We start from the raw sequence: 23,761 nt of genomic DNA, 5'->3' as shown, positions 1-23,761 counted from the left end.
GGTGTTCACAGAAATACTCGGCGCGTTAGAGCGTTTTACGGGGAGAAGTGCAGTGATCCGAGTACTGGTGGCCGAAGACCACACCATCGTCCGCGAGGGCATCAAGCAACTGATCGGTATGGCCAAGGACCTGCAGGTGGTCGGCGAGGCCACCAATGGCGAGCAGCTGATCGAGACGTTGCGCCAGGTGCCTTGCGAGGTGGTCCTGCTGGACATCTCCATGCCAGGGGTGAACGGCTTGGAGGCGATCCCGCGGATCCGCGCGCTGGCCAATCCGCCCGCCATTCTCATGCTGTCGATGCACGATGAAGTGCAGATGGCGGCTCGCGCGCTGAAGATCGGCGCGGCCGGCTACGCCACCAAGGACAGCGACCCCGCACTGCTGCTCACCGCCATCCGCAAAGTTGCCAGCGGCGGTCGCTACATCGACCCGGCACTGGCCGACCGCATGGTCTTCGAGGTCGGCCTGACCGACTCGCGGCCTTCCCACGCATTGCTCTCGGAGCGCGAGTTCTCGGTGTTCGAGCGCCTGGTGAAGGGCGAGGGCGTGAACGAGATCGCCCAGCACCTGGCGGTCAGCAACAAGACCGTGAGCACCCACAAGGCGCGGCTGATGCAGAAGCTCAACGCTCACTCGGTGGCAGACCTGGTGAAGTACGCCGTCGAGCACAAACTGGTCTGATCCGCGACGCGCGGACGCGCCGAATGTGCGTCCCTTCCGCTTTTTGCAAAGCCCGTCTATCTCGCGCACCGGCGACAGTGAATGATGGCCGGCGCAGTGAGCTGCCTCATCAGAACAAGGAGAAAAGGATGTTGTTGCGAGCGGTAAAGCGGGGGCTGGTGTTCGGCCTGCTGGGCGCAGTCGCCACCCCGGCGCTGGCGGAGTACGTGACGGTGATTTCCTTCGGCGGGGCCAACATGGCCGCGCAGGAGAAGGCGTTCTACAAGCCGTTCAAGGACAGCACCGGCACGGCGGTGGTGCATGGCTCCTATAACGGCGATCTCGACAAGCTCAAGCAGATGGTGCAGATCAGCCATGTGTCCTGGGACGTGGTCGAGGTGGAGGCGCCGGAGTTGGCGCGCGGCTGCCAGGAAGGCCTGTTCGAGAAACTCGATCCGAAGCTGGTCGGCAATGCCGCGGACTACGTGCCGGGTGCGGTGCAGCCGTGCGGCGTGGGCATCTTCGTCTGGACCACGCTGCTGGCCTACAGCCAGGACAAGGTGCAGGGACAGCCGGCGGGCTGGGCCGACTTCTGGGACGTGAAGAAGTACCCGGGCAAGCGCGGCCTGCGCTGGGGCGCCAAGTACAGTTTGGAGTTCGCCCTGATGGCCGACGGCGTGGCGCCCAATGAGGTCTATCAGGTGCTGGCGACGCCGGCCGGTGTCGACCGCGCCTTCCACAAGCTCGATGAGCTCAAGCCCTACATCCGCTGGTGGAAATCCGGCCAGGACCCGGTGCGTGATTTGGCCGACGGCAGCGTGGTCATGAGCTCGGCCTACAACGGCCGGATCGCTGCGGCGCAGGGTGAGCAGAAGGGCTACCGGATGGTCTGGAGCGGCGGCATCTACGACTTCGACTACTGGGCGATGCCTTCCGGGGTATGGAAGAAGGCCGATGCCGAGCGCTTCATCGCCTTCGCCAGCCAGCCGGCGCAACAGAAGGTGTACTCGCAGAACATCGCCTACGGCCCCGCCAACCGCAAGGCGGTGGAGCAGCTGGACCCGCAGGTGGCGGCCAATCTGCCCACCGCGCCGAAGAACATGAGCAATGCGCTGGGCATGAACGTGGCCTTCTGGAGCGAGCACGGCGACGCCCTGGAGAAGCGTTTCGAGGCCTGGGCCAAGCGCTGAGGTCGCTCTCGGAACGGTCGGTGTCGCAATCGTGCGGCACCGATTTTTCGGCGCTGCTAGTGCGCCGGCTTTGTAGGAATCGCCCTACAGACGATCCTCTTCTACCCTTATAGCAAGTTCTCTTCCCGCCCGATTTGCGCGCGCTGCAGGCTTCTCTAGTCTTGCTGTACGGCATTACTTACATAAATACAAAGGTGCGGTTATGGCCGAGACTCAGGCGAGCGATGTGCTGGTCAGCTTTCGTGGCGTACAGAAGAGCTACGATGGCGAAACCCTCATCGTCAAAGACCTCAATCTGGATATTCGCAAAGGCGAATTCCTGACCCTGCTGGGGCCGTCCGGTTCCGGCAAGACCACCAGCCTGATGATGCTGGCCGGTTTCGAAACCCCCACGTCCGGCGAGATCCTCCTGGCCGGCCGCGCGATCAACAACGTCCCCCCGCACAAGCGCGACATCGGCATGGTGTTCCAGAACTATGCCCTGTTCCCGCACATGACCGTGGCCGAGAACCTGGCGTTCCCGCTCTCCGTGCGCGGCATGAGCAAGACCGACGTCGCCGAGCGGGTCAAGCGCGCGCTCTCGATGGTCCAGCTCGACGCCTTCGGCGGCCGTTATCCGGCGCAGCTTTCCGGCGGCCAGCAGCAGCGCGTGGCCCTGGCCCGTGCGCTGGTCTTCGAGCCGCAACTGGTGCTGATGGACGAACCCCTGGGTGCGCTCGACAAGCAATTGCGCGAGCACATGCAGATGGAGATCAAGCACATCCACCAGCGCCTGGGCGTGACCGTGGTCTACGTGACCCACGACCAGGGCGAGGCGCTGACCATGTCCGACCGCGTGGCGGTATTCCACCAGGGCGAGATCCAGCAGATCGCCCCGCCGGCGGAACTCTACGAGCACCCGCGCAACTCCTTCGTGGCCAACTTCATCGGCGAGAACAACCGCATCGCCGGCCAACTGCAGAGCCGCGACGGCGACCGTTGCGTGGTCAGCCTGGCGCGGGGCGAGAAGGTCGAGGCGCTGGCGGTCAACGTCGGTGAGCCGGGCCAGCCGGTGAGCCTGTCGATCCGCCCCGAGCGGATCCGCCTGAACGGCCACAGCGAGCACTGTGCCAACCGATTCTCCGGCCGCGTGGCCGAGTTCATCTACCTTGGCGACCACGTGCGCATCCGCCTCGAGGTTTGCGGCCGCACCGACTTCTTCGTCAAGCAGCCGATCGCCGAGCTGGACTCCGCGTTGGCGGTCGGGGATGTGGTACCGCTGGGTTGGGCCGTGGAGCACGTGCGTGCCCTCGACCCGCTCCCGGCGGCCTGAGTCGAAGAAAAACAAACCTGCACACTGTGGAGAGAAGAATAATGTCGAAGTTCCCGTCCCATCCGTTGAAAGCCGGTCTGCAGCTCGCCGCACTGAGCCTGGGTCTGGCTGCCGCCGCGCAGAGCATGGCCGCTACCGATCTGACCGTGATCTCCTTCGGCGGCGCCAACAAGGACGCCCAGGTCAAGGCCTTCTACCAGCCCTTCGAGAAAGCCACCGGCAACAAGATCGTCGCCGGCGAGTACAACGGCGAGATGGCCAAGGTGAAGGCCATGGTCGACACCAAGAGCGTGACCTGGGACCTGGTCGAGGTGGAGTCGCCGGAACTGGCGCGCGGCTGTGACGAAGGCATGTTCGAGGAAATCGACCCGGCCATCCTCGGCAAGGCCGAAGACTACGTTCCGGGCGCGGTGAGCAACTGCGGCGTCGGCTTCTTCGTGTGGTCCACCGTGCTGGCCTACAACGCCGACAAGCTGAAGACCGCTCCGACCGGCTGGGCCGACTTCTGGGACGTGAAGAAATTCCCCGGCAAGCGCGCACTGCGCAAGGGCGCCAAGTACACCCTGGAATTCGCCCTGATGGCCGACGGCGTTGCGCCGAAGGACGTCTACAAGGTACTCGCCACCAAGGAAGGCCAGGATCGCGCGTTCAAGAAACTCGACGAGATCAAGCCGAACATCCAGTGGTGGGAAGCCGGCGCCCAGCCGCCGCAGTACCTCGCTTCCGGTGACGTGGTCATGAGCTCGGCCTACAACGGCCGTATCGCCTCGGTACAGAAGGAAAGCAACCTGAAGGTCGTGTGGAACGGCGGCATCTACGACTTCGACGCCTGGGCCATCCCGAAAGGCGCCAAGAAGAAGGACGACGCGCTGAAGTTCATCGCCTTCTCGGTCAAGCCCGAGCAGCAGAAGATCTACGCCGAGAACATCGCCTACGGTCCGGTGAACAAGAACACCGTGAACCTGCTGGACAAGGGCGTTCTGACCAACATGCCGACCACCCCGGCCAACATCGAAGGCCAGGTGGGCATGAACGTCGGCTTCTGGGCTGACTACGGCGAGCAGCTGGAACAGCGCTTCAACGCCTGGGCCGCCAAGTAAGGCTGGCCCCGCGCCGCCGGCTCTCGGCGGCGCCTGTGGCGACGCCGCCACGAACCGCGCAGTTTGCGGTCCGCAGCGGCCGGGAGGCTCTCCCGGTCCGGCGGCGTTCGTTCCGAAACGTCCGAAATACCACACTTAAGCCGCCTTCGCGGGCGGCTCGTTTTACCGGAGTTCGCTATGGCCACCGCTGTGTCCTTGAACGAGGTCGCCGGCCCCACCCTCAAGCAGCGCCTGGCGCGTGCAGAGCGGATGAACCGTCTGAAATCCCAGGCGCTGATCCTGCCGCTGCTGCTGTTCCTCCTGCTGGTGTTCCTGGTGCCGATTGCCGCGCTGCTCATGAAGAGCGTGAACAACCCCGAGGTGGTCGGCTCGCTGCCGAAGACCGTCAACGCCATCACCGTATGGGACGGCAAGTCGCTGCCGCCTGAGCCGGTGTACCAGGCGCTGAGCGAAGACCTGGTCGCTGCGCGCAAGAACCAGACCATCGGTGACCTCTCCAAGCGCCTGAACATGGAGCTGGCCGGCTACCGCAGCCTGATGGCCAAGACCGCCCGTGCCCTGCCGTTCCAGCAGCCGCCGGCCTCTTATAAAGACGCCATGGAAGCGCTCGACGAGCGCTGGGGCGACCCGGCCTACTGGCAGGTGATCCGCCGCAACGCCAGCAGCATCACCCCCTATTACCTGCTCGCCGCGCTCGATCATCGTATCGACGACCTCGGCGAACTGGCCCAGGCCACGCCCGACCAGTCCATCTACCTGGACATCTTCGCGCGCACTTTCTGGATGGGCGCGGTGATCACCGTGATCTGCCTGCTGTTCGCCTATCCGCTGGCGTACCTGCTGGCCAACTTGCCGACGCGCAAGAGCAACCTGCTGATGATCCTGGTCCTGCTGCCGTTCTGGACCTCCATCCTGGTGCGCGTGGCGGCGTGGATCGTGCTGCTGCAGTCCGGCGGCCTGATCAACGGCGCGCTGCTCAAGCTGGGACTGATCGACCAGCCGCTGCAGCTCGTGTTCAACCGCACCGGCGTGTACATCGCCATGGTGCATATCATGCTGCCGTTCATGATCCTGCCGATCTTCAGCGTGATGAAGAGCATCTCGCCGAGCTACATGCGTGCGGCTATCTCCCTGGGCAGCCACCCGTTCGGCGCGTTCTGGAAGGTCTACTTCCCGCAGACCGTGGCCGGCGTCGGCGCCGGTTGCCTGCTGGTGTTCATCCTGTCTATCGGCTACTACATCACCCCGGCGCTGCTGGGCAGCCCGAACGACCAGATGGTCAGCTACTTCGTCGCCTTCTACACCAACACCACCATCAACTGGGGCATGGCCACGGCCCTGGGCGGCCTGCTGCTGTTCGCCACCCTGGTGCTGTACGTGATCTACGGCTGGCTGGTGGGCGCGAGCCGCCTGCGCCTGGGCTGAGGAGAAGAAGAAAATGCTGAGTCCCTACATGTCCCCGGTCGAGCGCGTGTGGTTCTACACCCTGCGCATCCTCTGCGGCCTGGTGCTGCTGTTCCTGGTGTTGCCGGTGCTGGTGATCATTCCGCTGTCGTTCAACTCCGGCACCTTCCTGGTCTACCCGCTGCAGGGCTTCTCGCTGCGCTGGTACGCCGACTTCTTCCACTCCGCCGAGTGGATGCGTTCGCTGACCAACAGCATGATCGTGGCCCCGGCCGCGACCGTGCTGGCGATGGTCTTCGGCACCCTGGCGTCGATCGGCCTGACCCGCGGCGAGTTCCGTGGCAAAGCCCTGGTGATGAGCCTGGTGATCTCGCCGATGGTGGTCCCGGTGGTGATCATCGGTGTGGCGAGCTACCTGTTCTTCGCGCCCTTCGGCCTGGGCAACAGCTACATCTCGCTGATCATCGTGCACGCCGTGCTCGGCGTGCCCTTCGTGATCATCACGGTGTCGGCGACCCTGCAGGGCTTCAACCAGAACCTGGTGCGTGCTGCCGCCAGCCTTGGCGCGCCGCCGGTGCTGACCTTCTTCAAGGTGACCCTGCCGCTGATCGCCCCCGGGGTGATCTCGGGTGCGCTCTTCGCCTTCGCCACCTCGTTCGACGAAGTGGTGGTGACGCTGTTCCTCGCCGGCCCCGAGCAGGCCACCCTGCCGCGCCAGATGTTCAGCGGTATCCGCGAGAACCTCAGCCCGACCATCGCCGCCGCGGCGACCCTGCTGATCGGCTTCTCCGTCCTGCTGCTGCTGACCCTGGAATGGCTGCGCGGCCGCAGCGAGAAGATGCGTACCGCACCGACTGCCTGATCCACAGTGGATCGCGGCAGGTCCGTCGCCTCGGCGGCGGGCCTGTTCCGCGATCTTTTTTTTGCCTGGCACTCGGCCATCGGGCCGATCCCACCTCGCCGCTGTCAGCGGCTACAATGCGCGCCATCCGTGATTCCGCCCACAGAGGTGCGCCATGCAACCCTACGCCATCGCCCCGTCGATCCTCTCCGCCGACTTCGCCCGCCTGGGCGAGGATGTGGACAAGGTGCTCGCCGCCGGCGCCGACATCGTCCACTTCGACGTGATGGACAACCACTACGTGCCGAACCTGACCATCGGCCCGATGGTCTGCTCGGCGCTGCGCAAGTACGGCGTCACCGCGCCCATCGACGTGCACCTGATGGTCTCCCCGGTGGACCGCATCATCGGTGACTTCATCGAAGCCGGCGCCACCTACATCACCTTCCACCCGGAAGCCTCGCAGCACATCGACCGCTCGCTGCAACTGATCAAGGACGGCGGCTGCAAGGCAGGCCTGGTGTTCAACCCGGCCACCTCGCTGGACGCGCTCAAGTACGTGATGGACAAGATCGACATGGTCCTGCTGATGAGCGTGAACCCCGGCTTCGGCGGGCAGAAGTTCATCCCCGGCACCCTTGACAAGCTGCGCGAAGCCCGCGCGCTGATCGACGCCTCCGGCCGTGACATCCGCCTGGAGATCGACGGCGGCGTCAACGTGAAGAACATCCGCGAGATCGCCGCGGCGGGCGCCGACACCTTCGTCGCCGGCTCGGCCATCTTCAACGCGCCGGACTACGCCGAAGTCATCCGCACCATGCGCGCCGAGCTGGCACAGGCCGGCAAGTGATGAGCGCCGCGCAACCGTTGTTCGCCGGGAAGCTGCCGCGTCTGGTGATGTTCGACCTCGATGGCACCCTGGTGGACTCGGTTCCGGACCTGGCTGCAGCGGTGGACAAGATGCTGCTGCAGCTCGATCGCCCGGCCGCGGGCCTGGAGGCCGTGCGCCACTGGGTCGGCAACGGCGCCCGTGTGCTGGTGCGCCGCGCGCTGGCCGGGGACATCGAGCACGAGGGCGTGAGCGAGGAAGATACCGAGCGCGCCCTGGCCCTGTTCATGGACGCCTACGCCGACAGCCACGCGCTCACCGAGGTCTATCCCGGTGTCGTCGATACCCTGAAGTGGCTGAAGAAGCGCGACGTCGAGCTGGCGCTGATCACCAACAAGCCCGAGCGTTTCGTTGGCCCGCTGCTGGACGAGATGGGCCTGGGCAAGTTCTTCCGCTGGATCGTCGGCGGCGACACGCTCCCGCAGCAGAAGCCCGATCCGGCAGCGCTGCTGTTCGTGATGAAGGCCGCCGGCGTGGATGCGGACGATGCCCTGTTCGTCGGCGATTCGCGCAACGACGTTCTGGCGGCGAAGGCCGCTGGCGTTCGCAGCGTCGGCCTGACCTACGGCTACAACCACGGCCGGCCGATCGACGAAGAACAGCCGACTCTGGTGGTGGACGACCTGCGCCAACTGCTGCCTTGCTTCGATCAGGGCAAAGCGATAGTGTTGCCGGACTCTGTTTCAACCCCCGCTCAACGAGATCGCATCGTGCTGGACTCGGCTCCCCGCAAACTCTGGATGAAGGTCATCAAGGCCCTGGCCCGTTGGCGCTGGCGCGCCTGACATCTGCCTGGCCGGTCATCCCGGCGCGTTTGCCACAAGCCCGTTTCCTCCCTCTCTCCACGAGGTCGATCATGAACCGTGAAGCATTCCAGCGGCTGGCCGCCGAAGGCTACAACCGCATCCCCCTGACCTGCGAAACCCTCGCCGACTTCGACACCCCGCTGTCGATCTACCTGAAGCTCGCCGACGGTCCGAACACCTACCTGCTCGAATCCGTCCAGGGCGGCGAGAAGTGGGGGCGTTACTCCATCATCGGCCTGCAGTGCCGCACCGTGCTGCGCGTCTACGGCCACAGCGTGAGCATCAGCGTCGACGGCGTGGAAACCGAGCGCTTCGACAGCGAAGACCCGCTGGCCTTCGTCGAGGAGTTCAAGGAGCGCTACCGCGTTCCGACCCTGCCGGGCCTGCCGCGCTTCAACGGCGGCCTGGTCGGCTACTTCGGCTATGACTGCGTGCGCTACGTCGAGCAGCGCCTGGCGCAGTGCCCGAACCCCGACCCGCTGAACAACCCGGACATCCTGCTGATGGTCTCCGACGCGGTGGTGGTGTTCGATAACCTGGCCGGCAAGCTGCACGCCATCGTCCTCGCCGACCCGGCCGAAGACGACGCCTACGGCAAGGCCGAGGCGCGCCTGGAAGAGCTGCTGGAGCGCCTGCGCCAGCCGATCACTCCGCGCAAGGGCCTGGACTTCAGCGCGGTCAACGCGCCCGAGCCACAGTTCCGCGCCAGCTTCACCCGCGAGGACTACGAGCGCGCGGTGGGCACCATCAAGGAATACATCCTCGCCGGCGACTGCATGCAGGTGGTGCCGTCGCAGCGCATGTCGATCGACTTCAAGGCCGCGCCTATCGACCTGTACCGCGCGCTGCGTTGCTTCAACCCGACGCCGTACATGTACTTCTTCAACTTCGGCGACTTCCACGTGGTGGGCAGCTCGCCGGAAGTGCTGGTCCGCGTCGAAGACGGCGAAGTCACCGTACGCCCGATCGCCGGCACCCGTCCGCGCGGCGCGACCGAAGAAGCCGACCACGCGCTGGAAGTCGACCTGCTCTCCGACGCCAAGGAAATCGCCGAGCACCTGATGCTCATCGACCTCGGCCGCAACGACGTGGGCCGCGTCTCGCAGACCGGTTCGGTGAAGGTCACCGAACAGATGGTCATCGAGCGCTACTCGAACGTCATGCACATCGTTTCCAACGTCAATGGCCAGCTCAAGCCCGAGCTGAGCGCCATGGACGCCCTGCGCGCGATCCTCCCGGCTGGCACCCTGTCCGGCGCGCCAAAGATCCGTGCGATGGAGATCATCGACGAACTGGAGCCGGTCAAGCGCGGTGTCTACGGCGGTGCCGTGGGCTACCTGGCGTGGAACGGCAACATGGACACCGCCATCGCCATCCGCACCGCAGTGATCAAGAACGGCGAACTGCACGTGCAAGCCGGCGGCGGTATCGTCGCCGACTCGGTGCCGGCAGCGGAGTGGGAAGAAACCATCAACAAGCGCCGCGCGATGTTCCGCGCCGTGGCGCTGGCTGAGCACACCGCGCGGCTGCACGGCGACAACTGATCCCGTTTGCGCCAATGCAAAACGCCGATTCTCTGTGAGGGGAATCGGCGTTTTCGTTTGAGCTCTTCATAGGAGCGAGCTTGCTCGCGAACGGTCGAGCTGCCGAGCGGGTTAGCGAGCAAGCTCGCTCCTATAAGGCCGCACCTTCAGCCCGGCGGCGGGCGAGGGCGGCATCCGCCAGGCTGGCGCGCTGCTCCACATACGCGGCCAGGTGGCCGACAGCGACGTACTGCATGGCCTTGTGGCTGTCGTCCAGCGTCGTCACCGGCAGGGCGATGCGCCCGCAGGCCAGGGCCTTGCCGAAGTTCTCCCGGTTGAGGTTGCGAAACCAGCGCTCGCGGACCTGCTCCAGGGGCACGAGTACGTCGCCGAAGATCTGGTAGACCAGCGCCACGGTTTCCTGGCGAGGCGCCGGCGGGGTGTCGAGGCTCGATGGCAGCATGGAGATCCTCCTGCTCGAGGTGGTGGAGTTGATGCGGGGGAATATAGCTTTTGTTGTATTTTCTGGCAATCGCTTCCCGACGAACTTTCCGCAGGCAAAAGAAACCCCGCCGGGGCGGGGTTCTGCGAGCTTCAGCGGACCAGCGTCGGCGCGCGTCTGTGGCGTACGGTGGACCACCAGAACACCCAGCCGATGATGCTGATCTGACTGGCGTGGATTTCCTCCGCGGCGTACTCCTCGTCCTGGTATTCGTCGCGGTTGAAGCTGCGCAGGCGGATACCGCCGCCAGGAAGGCGGTAGAGGAACTTCACCCGCAGCATGCCGTCGTGTTCCAGCGCGTAGATCTCGCCGTCGGTGATGTGCGTGGTGGCGGTGTCGATACCGATGGTGGAGCCGTCCATGATCAGCGGCTCCATGCTGTTGCCGGTGAGCTGGGCGCAGATCGCCGCGGCCGGATCGACGCCCGCGGCGCGCAGCGTGGCGTAGGAGAAGCGCAGCTTGCGCCCCTCGATCTGGCGCACCGCCGTGCGTCCGGCGCCGGCAGCCATTTCCACTTCCTTGTACAAGGGCAGCTCCACTTCGTCCTCGTCCAGCGGCGTGCTGCTGTCCCACGGGAGCAGCGGCTCCAGGCGCAGCGGGCTGGCGTCCGCCGGCGCCTTCGAGGCTTCGGGGGCCAGCGCGGGCGCGCCTTCGCCGGTGCCCAGCCAGATCGGCGAGACACCCAGCGCGGTAGCGATCTCGATCAGCTTGCGGGTGCTCTGCGCCTTGCCGGAGGTCAGCTTGTGAATGGTGTTCTGCGAAACCCCCGCCGCCTCGGCGAGGGTCTCCTGCTTCAGGTTGCGCGCAGCCATGGCCTGCTTGAGGCGCTCGGCGAGCGTGGAGGGACTGGGTGTGCTGTTCATGGCGGCACTCTACCTCCAGGGTTGTAGGCTGTAAATAGCTTTGGTGTTGACGAATTAATAGCTTTAGTTGTAAGTTTTTTCTCGCCTACCCGGTGGGCCGCAGATGCGGCCGTCGGACCAGGGCTCCGCACGGTGCGGAGCGACGCAAGCGCGGATCGCCCCGGCGGCGCGCTTCGATGACATGGCAAGGAAACCATGGGTTGCCTGCGGCTACGCAGGCTGGCGGGCGGAGAGGGCCGAAGGGAGGGCGCCGTCTCCGCGACACGAACGACACAACCGTAGCACCAAGCAGATAGCGAACGACCTGGCAACGCGGCCTCCCGAAGGCACGCGAAGGGAGGGTCTTCGCCAGGAGAAAACCCAGATGCGATACCCAACCTCGAAAACCCGGGAGGCCCGCCATGGCTGACCTCGCCGACTACGCCAACGACCTGATGCTGGAGCGCCTGGACGCCCTGCTCGCGGCGCGCCGCTCGAACACCGCGAATGGCGCCGCCGAGGACTGCCAGGTTTGCGGCGAGCCCATCCCCGAGGCGCGCCGCCAGGCAGTGCCCGGTTGCGACCGCTGCCTGGATTGCCAGGCCCTGGAAGAACTCGAACGCCGCCGCTGAAGCGCGAAGGAGGAACCCGTGATCAAGCCGATCGACGAAATGCTCAAGCTCTGGGCCGAGGAAATGCACGACCCCGGCGTGGCCGGCGGTGGCTACGCCGGCGGCAACCTGCTGGCGATGATGATGGCCAACAAGGGCGAGATGATTCGCGGCACCCGTGGCAGCCGCGTCCTGCTCGACCGGGTCGGCGAGCTCGACCTGATCGTCAATGGTCTGCCCGAACAGCAGAAAGAGGTGGTCACCGAGCACTACCTGAACCGCGACAGCGAGCCGGCGCAGAAGTACCGTCACTGCCGCTGCAGCCGCAACACCTTCTACCTGCGCCTGCATGTGGCGCACCAGTCCATCCAGGCCCGGCTGATGCGCCGCGTCGCCTGAGTCTTTTCCGCTAACGACGAGCCCGGCTCCGCGCCGGGCTCTGTATTTTCCGCGGGCCGGTCTATGCTCGCCGGCATGCCCAGCAATACGCTCTTCCTGCAAATTCGCCGCGCTACGCCGGCCGACGCCGAGGCCATCCTGCGCGTGCTCGGCGAAACCTACGAAAACACCTGGAAGCCCCAGCTCGCCGAGACCGCCCGTGAGCGCTTCGAAAGCGCCGGCCGCAGCGGCGCCTATGTCGCCGAGCGCCTGGGCGATTTCCACCTGGCCTGCCTCGCCGATCGGGTGATCGGCCTAGTGGACTGGCGCGGCGACTTCATCGAATCCCTCCACGTTTCCCCGCTCTGGCAGCGCAGCGGTGCCGGCAGCGCGCTGCTGCGCTTCGCCGAGTCGTGCATCGCCGCTGCCGGTCACGCCTGCGTGCGCCTGGAGACCGACACCTTCAATCACCAGGCGCGCACCTTCTATGGCAAGCACGGCTATGCCGAGATCGATTTTTACCCGGACGAGGAGTGGCACAGCGGCTTCACTACTGTGCTGCTGAGCAAGACGCTCTGACCTGTCGCCGCATCTCTCCGGTGTATTGCCGGTGCATTACCCCCCTATTGCGGTGTATCGCCGGCGAGGCCTTGTTCGGCCGGGAATCGGGGGGTAAAAAGTAGTCATTCTTGTAAAGGTGCGTCCCCAGGGAGCGCCGCTGAAACCCCCATAGAGCCCGGCCTTAGCGCCGGGCTCTGTCGTTTGTACCGCCGCCATTTCGCAGGCGCCGGCAGTGATCCCCGGTCGGCTGATAGTCGCCGGTTCCGCTCGCACTCGCGGGCGTTTCTATTCGAGGAGAGCCCATGGGCAACGAACCTCAGACCCTGGCCGAGATGCCGCTGTGGGTGCTGATCCTGCTTGCCGCGCTCGGTGGCGTCAGCGGCGAGATGTGGCGGGCGGACAAGGCCGGCCTCGGCGGCTGGGTGCTGCTGCGGCGGCTCGCCTTGCGCTCCGGCGCCTCCATCGTCTGTGGCGTCGCGGTGATGCTGCTGGCGATGTCCTGCGGCGCCTCGCTGCTGCTCAGCGCCGCGGTCGGCAGCCTGACCGCGGCGGCCGGCGCAGAAATCGCCGTCGGCCTCTACGAGCGCTGGGCAGCGCGGCGCCTCGGCGTTTGCGAGGTGCCCGAACACAACGATCAGCAGCGCCACTGAGACGCCGCTTCACCCCATCCACTGGAGGTTTCATGTCCGAGCAACCCATGACGCTCGACGCGCTGCTCACGGCCGTCGAGCAGACCCTGGCCGCGCAGCTGACGGAGATCGAGCAGATTCTGCGCGGGCCGCTCGGCGACATAGCGCCGACCCCGCCGGCATTGTTGCTGGACCTGGCGCAACTGCAGCCCGATCGAGACCCCGGCACCGGCGAGACGGCCGTTATCTGCGCGTTTCAGGCGCGGCTGCTGGTGCCCCTCGATGATGCTGCAGCGGAGGCCCTGGCACTGCGCTGCGTGGCGCGCCTGGCGCTGTTGCTGCGTAGCCAGACCTGGGGCCTCGACGTGCAGCCGCCGACTTTCATCCAGGCGCAGCCGGCGAGCGATAATCCGGCGTTGAGCGCGTACCGCTGCTGGCTCGTCGAGTGGCGGCAGCCGCTGCTGCTTGGCGAGCCCGAATGGCCCTGGGAAGACCTGCCGCCCGGCTCGCTGCTGCTCGGCATCGACCCACAGACCGGCTCCGGGCACGAGCCCGACTACTTCGCGCCAGAGGATCTGGAATGAGCCAGGCCTATGTAAGCGCTGAGCATGACCGCCGGTTGGCCGCACTGGTCCTGCCCTGCGTGGTGGTGGCCGTCGACCTGGCTGCCGCGCGGGTGCGGGTGCAGTCCGGCGACTGGACCAGTGCCTGGGTGCGCTGGCACGACCAGGCCGCCGGCCTGGCCCGTCACTGGCGCGCACCGAGCATCGGCGAGCAGGGCGTGTTGCTCAGCCCGTCGGGTGTGCTGGCAATGGGGACTTTCATCCCCGGGCTGTTCGGCGATGCCGGCGTGCCGGCGGACAACCGCGACCACGTGCAGACCTGGCGCTTCGCCGATGGCGGCACGCTGGTTTACGACTGGGCGGCGCACAGCTACAGCATCAGTCTCCCCAGCGGCACGGTGAACGTGCAGGTGGGCTCGGCGAAGGTGGCGGTGAGCGACAGCGCCGTCAGCGTGCAGGCCGGGCAGATCAGCCTGAAGGGTGCGGTAAGCATCCAGGGCAACCTGACGGTGCAGGGCAACGTCAGCAGCACCGGCTCGATCATCGACACCACCGGCAACAGCAACCACCACACGCACTGAATCCTTTTCATCCACAGGCCCGCCGCGCGCGGGCCTCTTCGTTTCTGGAGAACAGCATGGGCAGAAGCACTCGCGCACGCCCGCCACGGCGGAGGGCGCAGCCATGATCGGCATGGACAGGCGCACCGGCCAGCCGCTGAGCGGCCTGGCGCATCTGAAACAGTCCATCGAGGACATCCTGAGCACGCCGCTGGGCAGCCGGCGCATGCGCCCGGAGTACGGCAGCCGCCTGCGACGCATGGTCGACCTGCCGCTTACCGAGGGCTGGAAGAGCGCGGTGCAGGCCGAGGTGGCATATGCCCTCGGGCGCTGGGAGCCGCGCATCCGCCTGCAGTCGGTGAAGGTGGTGGCCGTCCTCGGCGGTAACGTGACGCTGCTGTTGCGCGGCATCTACCAGAACAACGACGTACAGCTGGAGGTGCAGCCATGAGCGTCATCGACCTGTCGCAGCTGCCGGCCCCCGAGGTGGTCGAGAGCCTCGATTTCGAAGCGCTTTACCAGGATCTGCTGGCCGCCTTCCGCGCCGCCATGGGCGAGGGCTGGAACGCCGCGCTGGAGTCCGACCCGGTGCTCAAGCTGCTCGAGCTGGCGGCCTATCGCGAGCTGCTGCTGCGTGCCCGGATCAACGATGCCGCGCGCTCGGTGATGCTCGCCTACGCGATCGGCAGCGACCTCGATCAACTGGCCGCCGGCTACAACGTGGCGCGTCTGGTGATTCAGCCGGCCAACCCGACGGCCGTGCCGCCGCAGGAGGCAGTGCTGGAGAGCGATGACTCGCTGCGCAACCGCACTCAGCTGGCTTTCGACCAGCTCTCGGTGGCTGGGCCACGCAACGCCTACATCGCCTTCGCGCTGGGGGCGGACGGGCGCATCGCCGACGTTTCGGCGACCAGCCCGGCTCCCTGCGAGGCGCTGATCAGTGTGCTCGCCCGTGAGGGAGATGGCAGTGCCGGCGAGGACATCCTGGATGCGGTGCGTGCCGCGCTGTCGGACGAGGACGTGCGGCCGGTCGGCGACCGCGTCACCGTGCAGTCGGCCAGCATCGTCGAGTACCAGGTGCAGGCGGTGCTCTACATCTACCCGGGGCCGGAGGCCGAGCTGATCCAGCAGGCCGCGGAGAGTTCGCTGCAGACCTACATCGCCACCCAGCGCCGCCTCGGCCGTGACATCCGTCGCTCGGCGCTGTTCGCCGCGTTGCACGTCGAAGGTGTGCAGCGGGTCGAACTGGCGCAACCGGCCGCCGACGTGGTGCTCGATGCCACCCAGGCGGCGTACTGCAGCGGCTACGACGTCAGCGTCGGTGGCTCCGATGAGTAGCCGCCTGCTGCCGAGCAACGCCACGCCGCTGGAGCGCGCCCTGGCCGACGTGCAGTCGGCCGATCTGCCGGTGCCGCTGCGTGAACTGATGGACCCGCAGCACTGCCCGCTGGCGCTGCTGCCCTACCTCGCCTGGGCCTGGTCGGTGGACCGCTGGGACCCGACCTGGCCGGAGGCGGTGAAGCGCAAGGCGGTGCTCGCGGCATTCCGCATCCACCAGCACAAGGGAACCATCGCCGCGCTGCGCCGGGTGATCGAGCCGCTGGGCTACCTGATCGAGGTCATCGAGTGGTGGCAAGTCGGCGGGGAAGTCGAGCCGGGCACCTTCCGCCTGCGCATCGGCGTGCTCGACAGCGGCATCAGCGAAGAGATGTACGAGGAAGTGGAGCGCCTGATCGACGACGCGAAACCGCTGACCCGCCACCTCATCGGGCTGGACATCAGCCTGGAAACCCAGGGCCGGATCACCATCGGCTCGGGGCAATACGACGGCGACATCGTCACCGTCTACCCGTACCTCCCGGACGTCATCGAAACCCGCGGCAGCTTCGGTCTGCCCGGCCGGGAACACACCATCGACCAACTGAGCGTCTACCCATGGCCGTGACCTACTACGCACTCCTCACCACCATAGGTGCGAGCAAGCTGGCGAACGCCAGCGCCCTCGGCACCACCCTGAAGATCACCCAGCTCGCCGTCGGCGACGGCGGCGGCAACCTGCCGACCCCGGACGCCAGCCGCACCGCGCTGGTCAACGAAGTCCGCCGCGCACCGCTGAACCAGCTGAGCGTCGACCCGGCCAACGCCGCGCAGATCATCGCCGAACAGGTCATCCCCGAGGATGTCGGCGGCTGGTGGATCCGCGAGATGGGCCTGTACGACGACAGCGGCGCGCTGATCGCCTACGCCAACTGCGCCCCGTCGTACAAACCGCAACTGGCCGAAGGCAGCGGCCGCACCCAGACCGTGCGCATGGTGCTGATCGTCAGCAACACCGCCTCGGTGGAACTGAAGATCGACCCGAGCGTGGTGCTGGCGACCCGCGAGTACGTCGACAGCGCCATCGTCAGCGCAATGAACAAGCTCGACCAGAAGCAATCGGTACGCACAGCGACCACGGCCAACATCACCTTGAGCGGGCTGCAGACGCTGGACGGCGTGGCGCTCGTAGCGGGGGACCGGGTGCTGGTGAAGAACCAGACCAATGCGCCGGATAACGGAATCTATGTGGCGGCCACGGGGGCGTGGAAGCGGGCGGGGGATGCTGACGAAAGCGTCGAGGTTACGCCTGGCCTGACGGTTACGGTGGAGGAGGGCACTGCGCAGGCTGACAGCATCTGGCAGCTGACCAGCAATGGGGTCATTGTGCTGGGGACCACTTCGCTGGTGTTCCAGAACATCACTACCGGGTTGGCTCCTTTGGCTTCACCGGTGTTTACCGGTAATCCCGCTGCGCCTACGCCTGCACAATTTGATAACGATACCTCCGTCGCAACTACCGCATTTGTTCAGGCAGCAGGGCTTCATTTCCCAAGTGGCACCGGGATTCCACTTGCCACTAGTACTTCGCTTGTTACCGCGCAGTCTGGCAAATGGTTCGAAGTGCAGGCAGCTGGCATCACAGTTACATTGCCCGCCTTGTCGACTACCCAAAGTGGGTTGACGACATACACGATCAAGGCCGCCGTAGGTTTTACCCTAAAGGGGAGCGGTACAGAAAGCATCAATTATGGCGCTGGCGCAGGTAGTAACACCTATTCGGTTCTAGCCGGGCAAAACCTGGCAGTTGTGTCGAACGGCGCTACCTCTAGTTGGTTTGTAGTGGCTGATGGATTCGGTTCATCTTTATTCGGCGCGTCGAAGGCGAGCACTGGATATCAGCTACTGCCTAGCGGCCTGATAATGCAGTGGCTCAGTGGAAGTTCAGATGCCAATGGAGTGATGACACTTACTCTTCCAATTCAATTCCCTAACGCAGTGTTGGGCGGCGTTGCGTGTGAGCAGAACCCTGGCGGCTGGAACGCCGCACGAACAACCGTTTGGGCTTTGGATCAAGCTGCATGCACTAAGTCAACGATATTGGCCAGAGTTAGAGACATTCAGGGAACCGCCGGGCCGACTCTAAGTTCGGGTATTGCTGGCCGAGTTCTTGTGTGGGGGTATTAAGCATGGAACTGTATTTTTCTGCCGAAACGTTGAGTTTCCTGACTTCTGAAATTCATGGGGGGAGCATTCCGGCTGCTGCGATCGAGATCTCGATTGAGGAGTATCGAAAACTTCTTCAGGGACAGTCAGAAGGCAAGCGCATTGGTTCGAGCGACGATGGCCGGCCGATTCTTCTGGACCCTCCTCCACCTACCATCAAGAATATCGGTAATCAAATTTCTTCTCGTCGATTCCTGGTGGAAACGTCGAGCATTGAATTTGAAGGGACAGAGTTTTCGACTTCGCGTGATAGCCAAGCATCGATCAATGGGGCGCTGTTAACGGCCATGCAAAATCCCAACTACCGCTGCTGCTGGAAGACCTCTGGCGGCTTCGTCGAGCTCAATGCAGTGCAGATCAAGACTATTGCCGGCGCCATTCGCTCCCACGTCCAAGCTTGCTTCGACCGCGAGGCCGAACTGCTGGCCCATCTCGAAGCCGGTACCTACGAAGACTCCATGCTCGACCAGGGCTGGCCGGCCTGAGCCGACACCCGCAATCCAGCCCTCCGCACCCGCGGCCCGGGCCAATCAAGCAACCGCCTACCGGCGGTTTTTTTATGTCTGGAGAAAACCCTATGAGCTTCTTTCACGGCGTTACCGTGACCAACGTCGACATCGGCGCGCGGACCATCGCGCTGCCGTCGTCCTCGATCATCGGCCTGGTGGATACCTTCGCCCCGGGGGCGTCGGTCAGCGCGCAGGCTGACGTGCCGGTGCTGATCACCAGTCTGCGCGAGGCCGCGGCGGCCTTCGGCGTTGACTCGGCGATCTACAAGTCCTGCGTGGCGATCTACACCCAGTCTGCTGCCGTGGTGGTAGCGGTCGGCGTCAAGCTCGCCGAAACCCCGGAAATGCAGGCATCCGCGGTCATCGGTACCGTCACCGCTTCGGGGCAGCGCACCGGTCTGCAGGCACTGCTCGACGGCAAGTCGCGCTTCAACGCCCAGCCGCGCCTGCTGGTGGCGCCCGGGCATTCGTCCACCCAGGCAGTGGCTACCGCCATGGATAGCCTGGCCGAGAAGCTGCGCGCCATCGCCATCGTCGACGGGCCCAACACCACCGACGAAGACGCCGTCGATTACGCCGGCGAGTTCGGCAGCAAGCGCGTCTTCATGGTCGATCCGGGCGTGCAGTACTGGGACACCGAGTTCAGCGAAACCACCGACGCCCCGGCCTCCGCCTACACCGCCGGGCTGTTCGCCTGGACCGACGCCGAGTACGGCTTCTGGTCCTCGCCGTCGAACAAGGCGTTCTCCGGCATCACCGGCACCGGCCGGCCGATCGAGTTCCTCGATGGCGACGCGACCTGCCGCGCCAACCTGCTGAACAACGCCAACATCGCCACCATCATCCGCGACGACGGCTACCGCCTGTGGGGCAACCGCACCCTGTCCAGCGACGCCAAGTGGGCCTTCGTCACCCGCGTGCGGACCCTCGACCTGGTGATGGACGCCATCCTCGCCGGGCACAAGTGGGCGGTGGACCGCGGCATTACCAAGACCTACGTGAAGGACGTCACCGAAGGCCTGAACGCCTTCATGCGCGACCTGAAGAACCAGGGTGCGCTGATCGACTTCGAGGTCTACGCCGACCCCGACCTCAACACCAGCAGCCAGCTGGCCCAGGGCAAGGTGTACTGGAACATTCGCTTCACCGACGTCCCGCCTGCCGAAAACCCCAACTTCCGCGTGGAAGTCACCGACCAGTGGCTGACCGAAGTCCTCGACGCCTAAGGAGAGCAATCCATGATTCCGCAAACCCTGAGCAACACCAACCTGTTCATCGACGGCGTCAGCTTCGCCGGCGACGTGCCTTCGCTGTCCCTGCCCAAGCTGAGCATCAAGACCCAGGACTACCAGGCCGGCGGCATGGACGCGCCGATCGCCCTGGACATGGGCCTGGAGAAGATGGAGGCGAAGTTCTCCACCAACGGTGCCCGTCGCGAGGCGCTGAACTTCTTCGGCCTGGCCGACCAGAACGGCTTCAAGGGCGTGTTCCGTGGCTCCTTCAAGGGCCAGAAGGGCGAAGCCGTGCCGGTGATCGCGACCATCAACGGCATGCTCCAGGAAGTCGACCCGGGCGACTGGAAGATCGGCGAGCTGGCCGAGTTCAAGTTCAACGTGGTGGTCAGCTACTACAAGCTGGAAGTCGACGGCCGCGAGGTCTTTGCAATCGATCCGCTGAACGCGGTCCGCCGGATCAACGGTGTCGACCAGCTGGCGGCCATGCGCGGCCACCTGGGCATCTGAGGAGCACGCCATGACTCAAGCACAACCGGTCTGGCTCAGCCTCGGCACCGACGCCGCGACCGTGCGCCTGTCGCGCCCCGCGCAATGCAACGGCGTGAGCGTCGACAGCCTGACCCTGCGCGCGCCGACCGTGCGCGATATCCGCCTGGCCACCCGCGTTGGCGGCGATGCCGAGGAGCGCGAGCTGCAGCTGTTCGCCTCGCTGGCGCAGGTCAGCGCGCAGGACCTGGAGGGCCTCAAGCTCAGCGACTACCAGCGGCTGCAGAACGCCTACTTTCGCCTGGTGCGCGAAGACGGCGACGAGCCCGGCGCGGATGCGTGAGCTGGCGCGGCGCCTGGCCCGCGAGCTGGGTTTCGGCGCCGCCGACCTCGACGGCATGCACCAGGGCGACCTGCTCTGGTGGCTCGGCGAGGACGGTGCCTGAGGGCATGGAGAGCGGCGCGCGGGCGCCGCTTTTCCTTTGAAGGATGGAATGAGCGATGAGCGAAGAACAGAAGATCTCTGTCGTGCTCGGCGGCGTGCTCGACGCCAGTTTCGGAGCGGTCGTGGCGGATGCCAAGGACCGCATTGAAGAGCTGCGGCGTGACAGCGAACGCGCTTTCAACCTGCAGGGTTTTGTCGGCGAGACGCGGCGACTGCAGCAGGAATACTTGCAGTTGCACCGCATCGGCGATGCCGGTGCGAGCACTACGCTGCGGAACCTGGAGAGCAATCTTGCGCTGCTCAAGCGCCAGGGCCTGGAGGTGCGCAACCTGTCCAAGCTCTACGACCGCCTGGGCGAAAGCGTGCGTGGCAGCGAATTGCGGGAACGCGGCTGGCAGCAACTGGAGCGGGCTGGCCGGCGAGCCGGCGAGCTGGGCACGTTCGCCAAAACCATGGCCGTGCCGATCGGCATAGCCGCCAACTACCAGGACCGCATCCGTGGCCTGGCGATCCGTGCCGGTATCGCCGGGACCGACCAGGAGCGGCAACTCTCCCAGGGCGTCGAAGCGAGCGCCCGGCAGAGCGGCATGAGCCGCGACGACAGCGCCTCGCTGCTGGAAGCGCTGATGGGCAGTGGCATGCGGCAGAGCGATGCGCAGAACCTGCTGCCGCTGGCCGCCAAGTTCGTCCGTAGCCAGGGCGCCGACATCGGCGACACCGCCACCTTGCTGCGTGGCCTGCAGGTGCGGGCGGAGCTCGGTACGCCGGGCGAGATCGGCAAGGCCCTGGATGCGCTGAGCAACCTCGGGAAGAGCGGCGAGTTCGAGGCGGCGGGCCTGGCTCGGCAACTGCCGCAGTTGCTGGAGAAGGTCCGGCCGAAGAAGGGGGAGGGGCTGCAGGCGGTCGCGCGCCTGGGCGCCATGCTGGAGCTGCAGGTCCGCCAGGGCGCGACGCCCGAGGGGGCTGTCGCCAAGGTTACGGATTGGCTCAAGGTCGATCCGACTACCGGGAGTCTGGCCTCCCATGCACGGGGCAAAGACGCGACAGAGCAGTTCCAGGCATTCCTGACGAGCACAACGCAAGCCGATGCAACGGTCGACAAGGTGCTGGCGCTGCGCAACGCGACCATCGCTGCCCGGATCGATGCAGCTAGCCAGGCGAGCGAAGAGCTGCTCGGCAGCATTGGTAGCGCTTTCACCGACGACCCGCTGTTCGGCAAAGCGCTCGACAAAGGTACGGACCTACTCCATCAGGCCAAGGGTGTGGTCGATGAGCACCCGCGGGTGGTAGAGGGTTTGGTCGGAGCCTTTGCTGCCTACAAGGGGGGCAAAGCGCTTTACGGTCTGGGCCGCGGTGCGTTCGACCTGGTTCGGGGCGGCGTGCTCGGTTGGCGGAACGGCAAGGTCGGCTCATTGCTTCCGGAGATCGCCCTGCGTACGGGGCCATCGGCGGGGAGCCTTGGCGGCGCCATGCCGGCCGTGCTGGATGCCGCTGGCAAGGGTGGCGCTGGTCTCGCTCGTGCCAGTCGCTTGCTGCGCCATGGCACGGGACCGCTCGGCGTCGGGCTCGCCCTGCTGGGCGCCGCGCAAACCTACGCCAGCGACGGCAATGCGCAGCAGAAAGGCGAAGGCTACGGCGAAGCGGCCGGCGGCGTGATCGGCACGGCGCTGGGCGCTGCGTTGGGTTCGGCACTGCTCACCCCGGGTTTTGGCACGGCGGTCGGGGGCGCCCTTGGCGGCATGCTCGGCGAACGGGTCGGCAGTTGGGGCGGCAGCCTGATCGGTGGCTGGATCGATAAGCACGGCGATTCCGCTGCAGCCGGCGTCTCGCAACCGACTGCACCACCGACCTCGCCACCGGTGCAGAACTGGAACTTCGCCCCGCAGATCAGCGTGAACGTCGACGGCGGCCTGTTCGAGCCGCACATGCTGGCCGAGCAACTGCTGCCACAACTGCGCCGGCTGCTGGACGACTTCAGCGCCCGGCAGCGCAACGACAGCCTGTGGGACCTGCCCTTGGCCTGAACTTTCCCGGCATGCCGGGAAACGTTCGGAGCTGGGGCAGGCCGACTGACCAAGAGGAGCCGACATGGCTTACACGGAGCAACTACAGGCCGCGCTGAAATCCATCGGCGCGGCCATCGAGGGTGGGCGCCAGGAGCTGAACAAGACGGTAGACCCGGTGGATTTGGCCATCGGCGACCTGCAGGCGGCAACCGCCGAGCTGGAAAAGCAGCTCGGCCTGCCGCCGGACGTATCGAGCGCACTGCAGCGCGTGATGCGCGGCATCGACCGGGCCAATGCCAAGCTGGAAAAGGTGGTGGGCGCCTTCGGCACGGCCGAGCGCAAGCTGGAAGCCATCGACGAGCGCATCGACAAGCTGAAGAACCAGGCGCAGCTCGTCGGCAAGGCGATCAACAAGCTGGCCGGGGCGATCAGCCCGGCAATGGGCGACATCATTCCCAGTGCCTGGCTGGCGGGTGCAAGCGTCCCGGAGCCGGCGGCGATCACGGCGAGCCCGCACCTGCTGGTGATGCGTCCGCTCGCGCCCACCGCCAGCGCTTTCTACTTCAACCTGAGTACTGCGGCCTTCGACAAGCTGGTGCGCGACACCCAATACAGCTGGGCTGCCCAGCCGCGCCTGGGCTTGAGCCCGGCCTTGCAGTTCACCGGACAGGGCGCGGAAACCCTGACCCTGAGCGGCACCATCGCGCCTTTGTTGGGCGCCGGCGTCGGGCAGGTTCAGAAGCTGCGCGACATGGCGACGCTCAGCGTGCCGTTGAGCCTGTCGCGCACCAGCAACGGCAACTCGGAGCAGTTGCTGGGCAACTGGTGCATCACCCGTATCACCGAGAACCAGAGCAGCCTGCTGAACGACGGCACGCCGCGCAGCCAGGAATTCACCTTGGAGTTCACCCGCTATGGCGACGATCTGTAGAACCGCTGACGGCGACTGCCTCGACAGCCTCTGCCAGCAGCATTACGGCCATCTGCTCGGCACGGTGGAGGCGACGCTGGACGCCAACCCCGGCTTGGCCGAGGAGCCGCAACCGCTGCGCGCCGGGTTGCTGATCCAGCTGCCCGAGTTGCCCGCCGCACCCAGCAGTCCACAGGTACGCCTGTGGGATTGACCCCGACCCCGCCCCGGCGGGGTCTTTTCTTTCCGGAGGCC

At 65.8% G+C, this 23,761-nt stretch carries 28 protein-coding genes; 26 read left to right on the top strand and 2 right to left on the bottom strand.

Translation table 11 applies throughout. The annotated features are described in order from the left end of the window. Window positions 1-52: 52 nt before the first annotated feature. The 9 genes from ACA097_RS09885 to trpE all read left to right on the top strand — a co-directional run bounded on the left by ACA097_RS09885 (window position 53) and on the right by trpE (window position 9,747). Window positions 53-682: a response regulator transcription factor gene (locus ACA097_RS09885; protein WP_043248845.1), complete on the top strand. Its 630-nt coding sequence runs from the start codon at window positions 53-55 to the stop codon at window positions 680-682. A 128-nt stretch (window positions 683-810) separates the two neighbouring features. Next, window positions 811-1,851 (top strand): ABC transporter substrate-binding protein, encoded by a 1,041-nt coding sequence (locus ACA097_RS09880; protein ID WP_371370017.1) that lies wholly within the window; start codon window positions 811-813, stop codon window positions 1,849-1,851. A gap of 202 nt (window positions 1,852-2,053) precedes the next feature. Further along, the gene (locus ACA097_RS09875) at window positions 2,054-3,163 is read left to right on the top strand and encodes an ABC transporter ATP-binding protein (protein ID WP_371370016.1); all 1,110 of its coding nucleotides are present in this window, start codon (window positions 2,054-2,056) and stop codon (window positions 3,161-3,163) included. Between the two features lie 41 nt (window positions 3,164-3,204). Then, entirely contained in the window at window positions 3,205-4,263 is a 1,059-nt protein-coding gene (locus ACA097_RS09870; RefSeq protein ID WP_052355156.1) for an ABC transporter substrate-binding protein, read from the top strand. A gap of 177 nt (window positions 4,264-4,440) precedes the next feature. Beyond that, window positions 4,441-5,688, top strand: coding sequence for an ABC transporter permease (locus ACA097_RS09865; RefSeq protein WP_043248848.1), 1,248 nt, complete (start codon window positions 4,441-4,443; stop codon window positions 5,686-5,688). A gap of 13 nt (window positions 5,689-5,701) precedes the next feature. Then, window positions 5,702-6,529 carry an ABC transporter permease gene (locus ACA097_RS09860; protein ID WP_043248850.1) on the top strand — a complete coding sequence of 276 codons (828 nt, stop codon included), beginning with the start codon at window positions 5,702-5,704 and terminating at the stop codon, window positions 6,527-6,529. Between the two features lie 154 nt (window positions 6,530-6,683). Next, the gene (gene rpe / locus ACA097_RS09855; RefSeq protein ID WP_371370015.1) at window positions 6,684-7,358 is read left to right on the top strand and encodes a ribulose-phosphate 3-epimerase; all 675 of its coding nucleotides are present in this window, start codon (window positions 6,684-6,686) and stop codon (window positions 7,356-7,358) included. After that, window positions 7,358-8,182, top strand: coding sequence for a phosphoglycolate phosphatase (locus ACA097_RS09850; RefSeq protein ID WP_371370014.1), 825 nt, complete (start codon window positions 7,358-7,360; stop codon window positions 8,180-8,182). Before rpe ends, ACA097_RS09850 begins: the two co-directional genes overlap by 1 nt. 71 nt (window positions 8,183-8,253) lie before the next feature. Then, on the top strand, window positions 8,254-9,747 hold the full coding sequence (gene trpE, locus ACA097_RS09845; protein WP_371370013.1) for an anthranilate synthase component I: 1,494 nt from the start codon (window positions 8,254-8,256) through the stop codon (window positions 9,745-9,747). Between the two features lie 130 nt (window positions 9,748-9,877). Here the strand turns inward: trpE and ACA097_RS09840 are convergent, their stop codons facing one another. Together ACA097_RS09840 and ACA097_RS09835 are read right to left on the bottom strand one after the other, a co-directional pair. Then, complete coding sequence (locus ACA097_RS09840; RefSeq protein WP_371370012.1) at window positions 9,878-10,189, bottom strand: pyocin activator PrtN family protein; 312 nt, start codon at window positions 10,187-10,189, stop codon at window positions 9,878-9,880. 131 nt (window positions 10,190-10,320) lie between these two features. Then, a complete protein-coding gene (locus ACA097_RS09835; RefSeq protein ID WP_371370011.1) occupies window positions 10,321-11,091 on the bottom strand; it encodes an XRE family transcriptional regulator in 771 nt (256 codons plus the stop codon). Window positions 11,092-11,492: 401 nt separating this feature from the next. Between ACA097_RS09835 and ACA097_RS09830 the strand changes: the two genes are divergently transcribed. The 17 genes from ACA097_RS09830 (at window position 11,493) to ACA097_RS09750 (ending at window position 23,720) form a co-directional block, all read left to right on the top strand. Next, on the top strand, window positions 11,493-11,702 hold the full coding sequence (locus ACA097_RS09830) for a TraR/DksA family transcriptional regulator (RefSeq protein ID WP_371370010.1): 210 nt from the start codon (window positions 11,493-11,495) through the stop codon (window positions 11,700-11,702). 18 nt (window positions 11,703-11,720) lie between these two features. Continuing rightward, window positions 11,721-12,080 (top strand): hypothetical protein, encoded by a 360-nt coding sequence (locus ACA097_RS09825; protein ID WP_371370009.1) that lies wholly within the window; start codon window positions 11,721-11,723, stop codon window positions 12,078-12,080. Window positions 12,081-12,155: 75 nt separating this feature from the next. Continuing rightward, entirely contained in the window at window positions 12,156-12,638 is a 483-nt protein-coding gene (locus tag ACA097_RS09820; protein ID WP_043256847.1) for a GNAT family N-acetyltransferase, read from the top strand. A 284-nt stretch (window positions 12,639-12,922) separates the two neighbouring features. Then, complete coding sequence (locus tag ACA097_RS09815) at window positions 12,923-13,270, top strand: phage holin family protein (protein ID WP_043248859.1); 348 nt, start codon at window positions 12,923-12,925, stop codon at window positions 13,268-13,270. Window positions 13,271-13,302: 32 nt separating this feature from the next. Beyond that, a complete protein-coding gene (locus tag ACA097_RS09810; protein WP_371370008.1) occupies window positions 13,303-13,833 on the top strand; it encodes a hypothetical protein in 531 nt (176 codons plus the stop codon). Further along, window positions 13,830-14,393 carry a phage baseplate assembly protein V gene (locus tag ACA097_RS09805; RefSeq protein WP_371370007.1) on the top strand — a complete coding sequence of 188 codons (564 nt, stop codon included), beginning with the start codon at window positions 13,830-13,832 and terminating at the stop codon, window positions 14,391-14,393. The genes ACA097_RS09810 and ACA097_RS09805 overlap by 4 nt, the downstream gene beginning before the upstream one ends. A gap of 103 nt (window positions 14,394-14,496) precedes the next feature. Next, complete coding sequence (locus ACA097_RS09800) at window positions 14,497-14,823, top strand: GPW/gp25 family protein (RefSeq protein WP_371370006.1); 327 nt, start codon at window positions 14,497-14,499, stop codon at window positions 14,821-14,823. Further along, window positions 14,820-15,710: a baseplate J/gp47 family protein gene (locus ACA097_RS09795; RefSeq protein WP_371370005.1), complete on the top strand. Its 891-nt coding sequence runs from the start codon at window positions 14,820-14,822 to the stop codon at window positions 15,708-15,710. The genes ACA097_RS09800 and ACA097_RS09795 overlap by 4 nt, the downstream gene beginning before the upstream one ends. After that, window positions 15,703-16,317: a phage tail protein I gene (locus tag ACA097_RS09790; protein WP_043248870.1), complete on the top strand. Its 615-nt coding sequence runs from the start codon at window positions 15,703-15,705 to the stop codon at window positions 16,315-16,317. The genes ACA097_RS09795 and ACA097_RS09790 overlap by 8 nt, the downstream gene beginning before the upstream one ends. Further along, window positions 16,308-17,876: a phage tail protein gene (locus tag ACA097_RS09785; RefSeq protein ID WP_371370004.1), complete on the top strand. Its 1,569-nt coding sequence runs from the start codon at window positions 16,308-16,310 to the stop codon at window positions 17,874-17,876. Before ACA097_RS09790 ends, ACA097_RS09785 begins: the two co-directional genes overlap by 10 nt. 2 nt (window positions 17,877-17,878) lie before the next feature. Beyond that, the gene (locus ACA097_RS09780; protein ID WP_371370003.1) at window positions 17,879-18,400 is read left to right on the top strand and encodes a DUF4376 domain-containing protein; all 522 of its coding nucleotides are present in this window, start codon (window positions 17,879-17,881) and stop codon (window positions 18,398-18,400) included. Between the two features lie 92 nt (window positions 18,401-18,492). After that, window positions 18,493-19,650 carry a phage tail sheath subtilisin-like domain-containing protein gene (locus tag ACA097_RS09775; protein ID WP_371370002.1) on the top strand — a complete coding sequence of 386 codons (1,158 nt, stop codon included), beginning with the start codon at window positions 18,493-18,495 and terminating at the stop codon, window positions 19,648-19,650. 12 nt (window positions 19,651-19,662) lie between these two features. Next, window positions 19,663-20,166 carry a phage major tail tube protein gene (locus ACA097_RS09770; RefSeq protein ID WP_371370001.1) on the top strand — a complete coding sequence of 168 codons (504 nt, stop codon included), beginning with the start codon at window positions 19,663-19,665 and terminating at the stop codon, window positions 20,164-20,166. A 10-nt stretch (window positions 20,167-20,176) separates the two neighbouring features. Beyond that, on the top strand, window positions 20,177-20,488 hold the full coding sequence (locus ACA097_RS09765; protein WP_371370000.1) for a phage tail assembly protein: 312 nt from the start codon (window positions 20,177-20,179) through the stop codon (window positions 20,486-20,488). A gap of 158 nt (window positions 20,489-20,646) precedes the next feature. Next, window positions 20,647-22,614, top strand: coding sequence for a hypothetical protein (locus ACA097_RS09760; protein ID WP_371369999.1), 1,968 nt, complete (start codon window positions 20,647-20,649; stop codon window positions 22,612-22,614). Window positions 22,615-22,678: 64 nt separating this feature from the next. After that, complete coding sequence (locus tag ACA097_RS09755; protein WP_371369998.1) at window positions 22,679-23,527, top strand: phage tail protein; 849 nt, start codon at window positions 22,679-22,681, stop codon at window positions 23,525-23,527. Next, on the top strand, window positions 23,511-23,720 hold the full coding sequence (locus tag ACA097_RS09750) for a tail protein X (RefSeq protein ID WP_371369997.1): 210 nt from the start codon (window positions 23,511-23,513) through the stop codon (window positions 23,718-23,720). The genes ACA097_RS09755 and ACA097_RS09750 overlap by 17 nt, the downstream gene beginning before the upstream one ends. The last annotated feature ends 41 nt before the right edge of the window (window positions 23,721-23,761 follow it).

This window comes from Pseudomonas sp. QL9, from assembly GCF_041409665.1.
GTDB classification, from domain to species: domain Bacteria; phylum Pseudomonadota; class Gammaproteobacteria; order Pseudomonadales; family Pseudomonadaceae; genus Pseudomonas; species Pseudomonas knackmussii.
Note: the sequence above shows the minus strand (reverse complement) of the source record. Positions and strands in the feature narration are given on the sequence as shown.

Excerpts from the sequence above, each read along its gene's own strand:
- ACA097_RS09765 (WP_371370000.1), top strand. The coding sequence starts at position 20,177 with ATGACTCAAGCACAACCGGTCTGGCTCAGCCTCGGCACCGACGCCGCG.
- ACA097_RS09880 (WP_371370017.1), top strand. The coding sequence starts at position 811 with ATGTTGTTGCGAGCGGTAAAGCGGGGGCTGGTGTTCGGCCTGCTGGGC.
- ACA097_RS09865 (WP_043248848.1), top strand. The coding sequence starts at position 4,441 with ATGGCCACCGCTGTGTCCTTGAACGAGGTCGCCGGCCCCACCCTCAAG.
- ACA097_RS09830 (WP_371370010.1), top strand. The coding sequence starts at position 11,493 with ATGGCTGACCTCGCCGACTACGCCAACGACCTGATGCTGGAGCGCCTG.
- ACA097_RS09785 (WP_371370004.1), top strand. The coding sequence starts at position 16,308 with ATGGCCGTGACCTACTACGCACTCCTCACCACCATAGGTGCGAGCAAG.
- ACA097_RS09800 (WP_371370006.1), top strand. The coding sequence starts at position 14,497 with ATGATCGGCATGGACAGGCGCACCGGCCAGCCGCTGAGCGGCCTGGCG.
- ACA097_RS09815 (WP_043248859.1), top strand. The coding sequence starts at position 12,923 with ATGGGCAACGAACCTCAGACCCTGGCCGAGATGCCGCTGTGGGTGCTG.
- ACA097_RS09760 (WP_371369999.1), top strand. The coding sequence starts at position 20,647 with ATGAGCGAAGAACAGAAGATCTCTGTCGTGCTCGGCGGCGTGCTCGAC.
- ACA097_RS09820 (WP_043256847.1), top strand. The coding sequence starts at position 12,156 with ATGCCCAGCAATACGCTCTTCCTGCAAATTCGCCGCGCTACGCCGGCC.
- ACA097_RS09750 (WP_371369997.1), top strand. The coding sequence starts at position 23,511 with ATGGCGACGATCTGTAGAACCGCTGACGGCGACTGCCTCGACAGCCTC.
- rpe (WP_371370015.1), top strand. The coding sequence starts at position 6,684 with ATGCAACCCTACGCCATCGCCCCGTCGATCCTCTCCGCCGACTTCGCC.
- ACA097_RS09770 (WP_371370001.1), top strand. The coding sequence starts at position 19,663 with ATGATTCCGCAAACCCTGAGCAACACCAACCTGTTCATCGACGGCGTC.
- ACA097_RS09850 (WP_371370014.1), top strand. The coding sequence starts at position 7,358 with ATGAGCGCCGCGCAACCGTTGTTCGCCGGGAAGCTGCCGCGTCTGGTG.
- ACA097_RS09870 (WP_052355156.1), top strand. The coding sequence starts at position 3,205 with ATGTCGAAGTTCCCGTCCCATCCGTTGAAAGCCGGTCTGCAGCTCGCC.
- ACA097_RS09780 (WP_371370003.1), top strand. The coding sequence starts at position 17,879 with ATGGAACTGTATTTTTCTGCCGAAACGTTGAGTTTCCTGACTTCTGAA.
- ACA097_RS09755 (WP_371369998.1), top strand. The coding sequence starts at position 22,679 with ATGGCTTACACGGAGCAACTACAGGCCGCGCTGAAATCCATCGGCGCG.
- ACA097_RS09775 (WP_371370002.1), top strand. The coding sequence starts at position 18,493 with ATGAGCTTCTTTCACGGCGTTACCGTGACCAACGTCGACATCGGCGCG.
- trpE (WP_371370013.1), top strand. The coding sequence starts at position 8,254 with ATGAACCGTGAAGCATTCCAGCGGCTGGCCGCCGAAGGCTACAACCGC.
- ACA097_RS09790 (WP_043248870.1), top strand. The coding sequence starts at position 15,703 with ATGAGTAGCCGCCTGCTGCCGAGCAACGCCACGCCGCTGGAGCGCGCC.
- ACA097_RS09875 (WP_371370016.1), top strand. The coding sequence starts at position 2,054 with ATGGCCGAGACTCAGGCGAGCGATGTGCTGGTCAGCTTTCGTGGCGTA.
- ACA097_RS09795 (WP_371370005.1), top strand. The coding sequence starts at position 14,820 with ATGAGCGTCATCGACCTGTCGCAGCTGCCGGCCCCCGAGGTGGTCGAG.
- ACA097_RS09810 (WP_371370008.1), top strand. The coding sequence starts at position 13,303 with ATGTCCGAGCAACCCATGACGCTCGACGCGCTGCTCACGGCCGTCGAG.
- ACA097_RS09805 (WP_371370007.1), top strand. The coding sequence starts at position 13,830 with ATGAGCCAGGCCTATGTAAGCGCTGAGCATGACCGCCGGTTGGCCGCA.
- ACA097_RS09860 (WP_043248850.1), top strand. The coding sequence starts at position 5,702 with ATGCTGAGTCCCTACATGTCCCCGGTCGAGCGCGTGTGGTTCTACACC.
- ACA097_RS09835 (WP_371370011.1), bottom strand. The coding sequence starts at position 11,091 with ATGAACAGCACACCCAGTCCCTCCACGCTCGCCGAGCGCCTCAAGCAG.
- ACA097_RS09840 (WP_371370012.1), bottom strand. The coding sequence starts at position 10,189 with ATGCTGCCATCGAGCCTCGACACCCCGCCGGCGCCTCGCCAGGAAACC.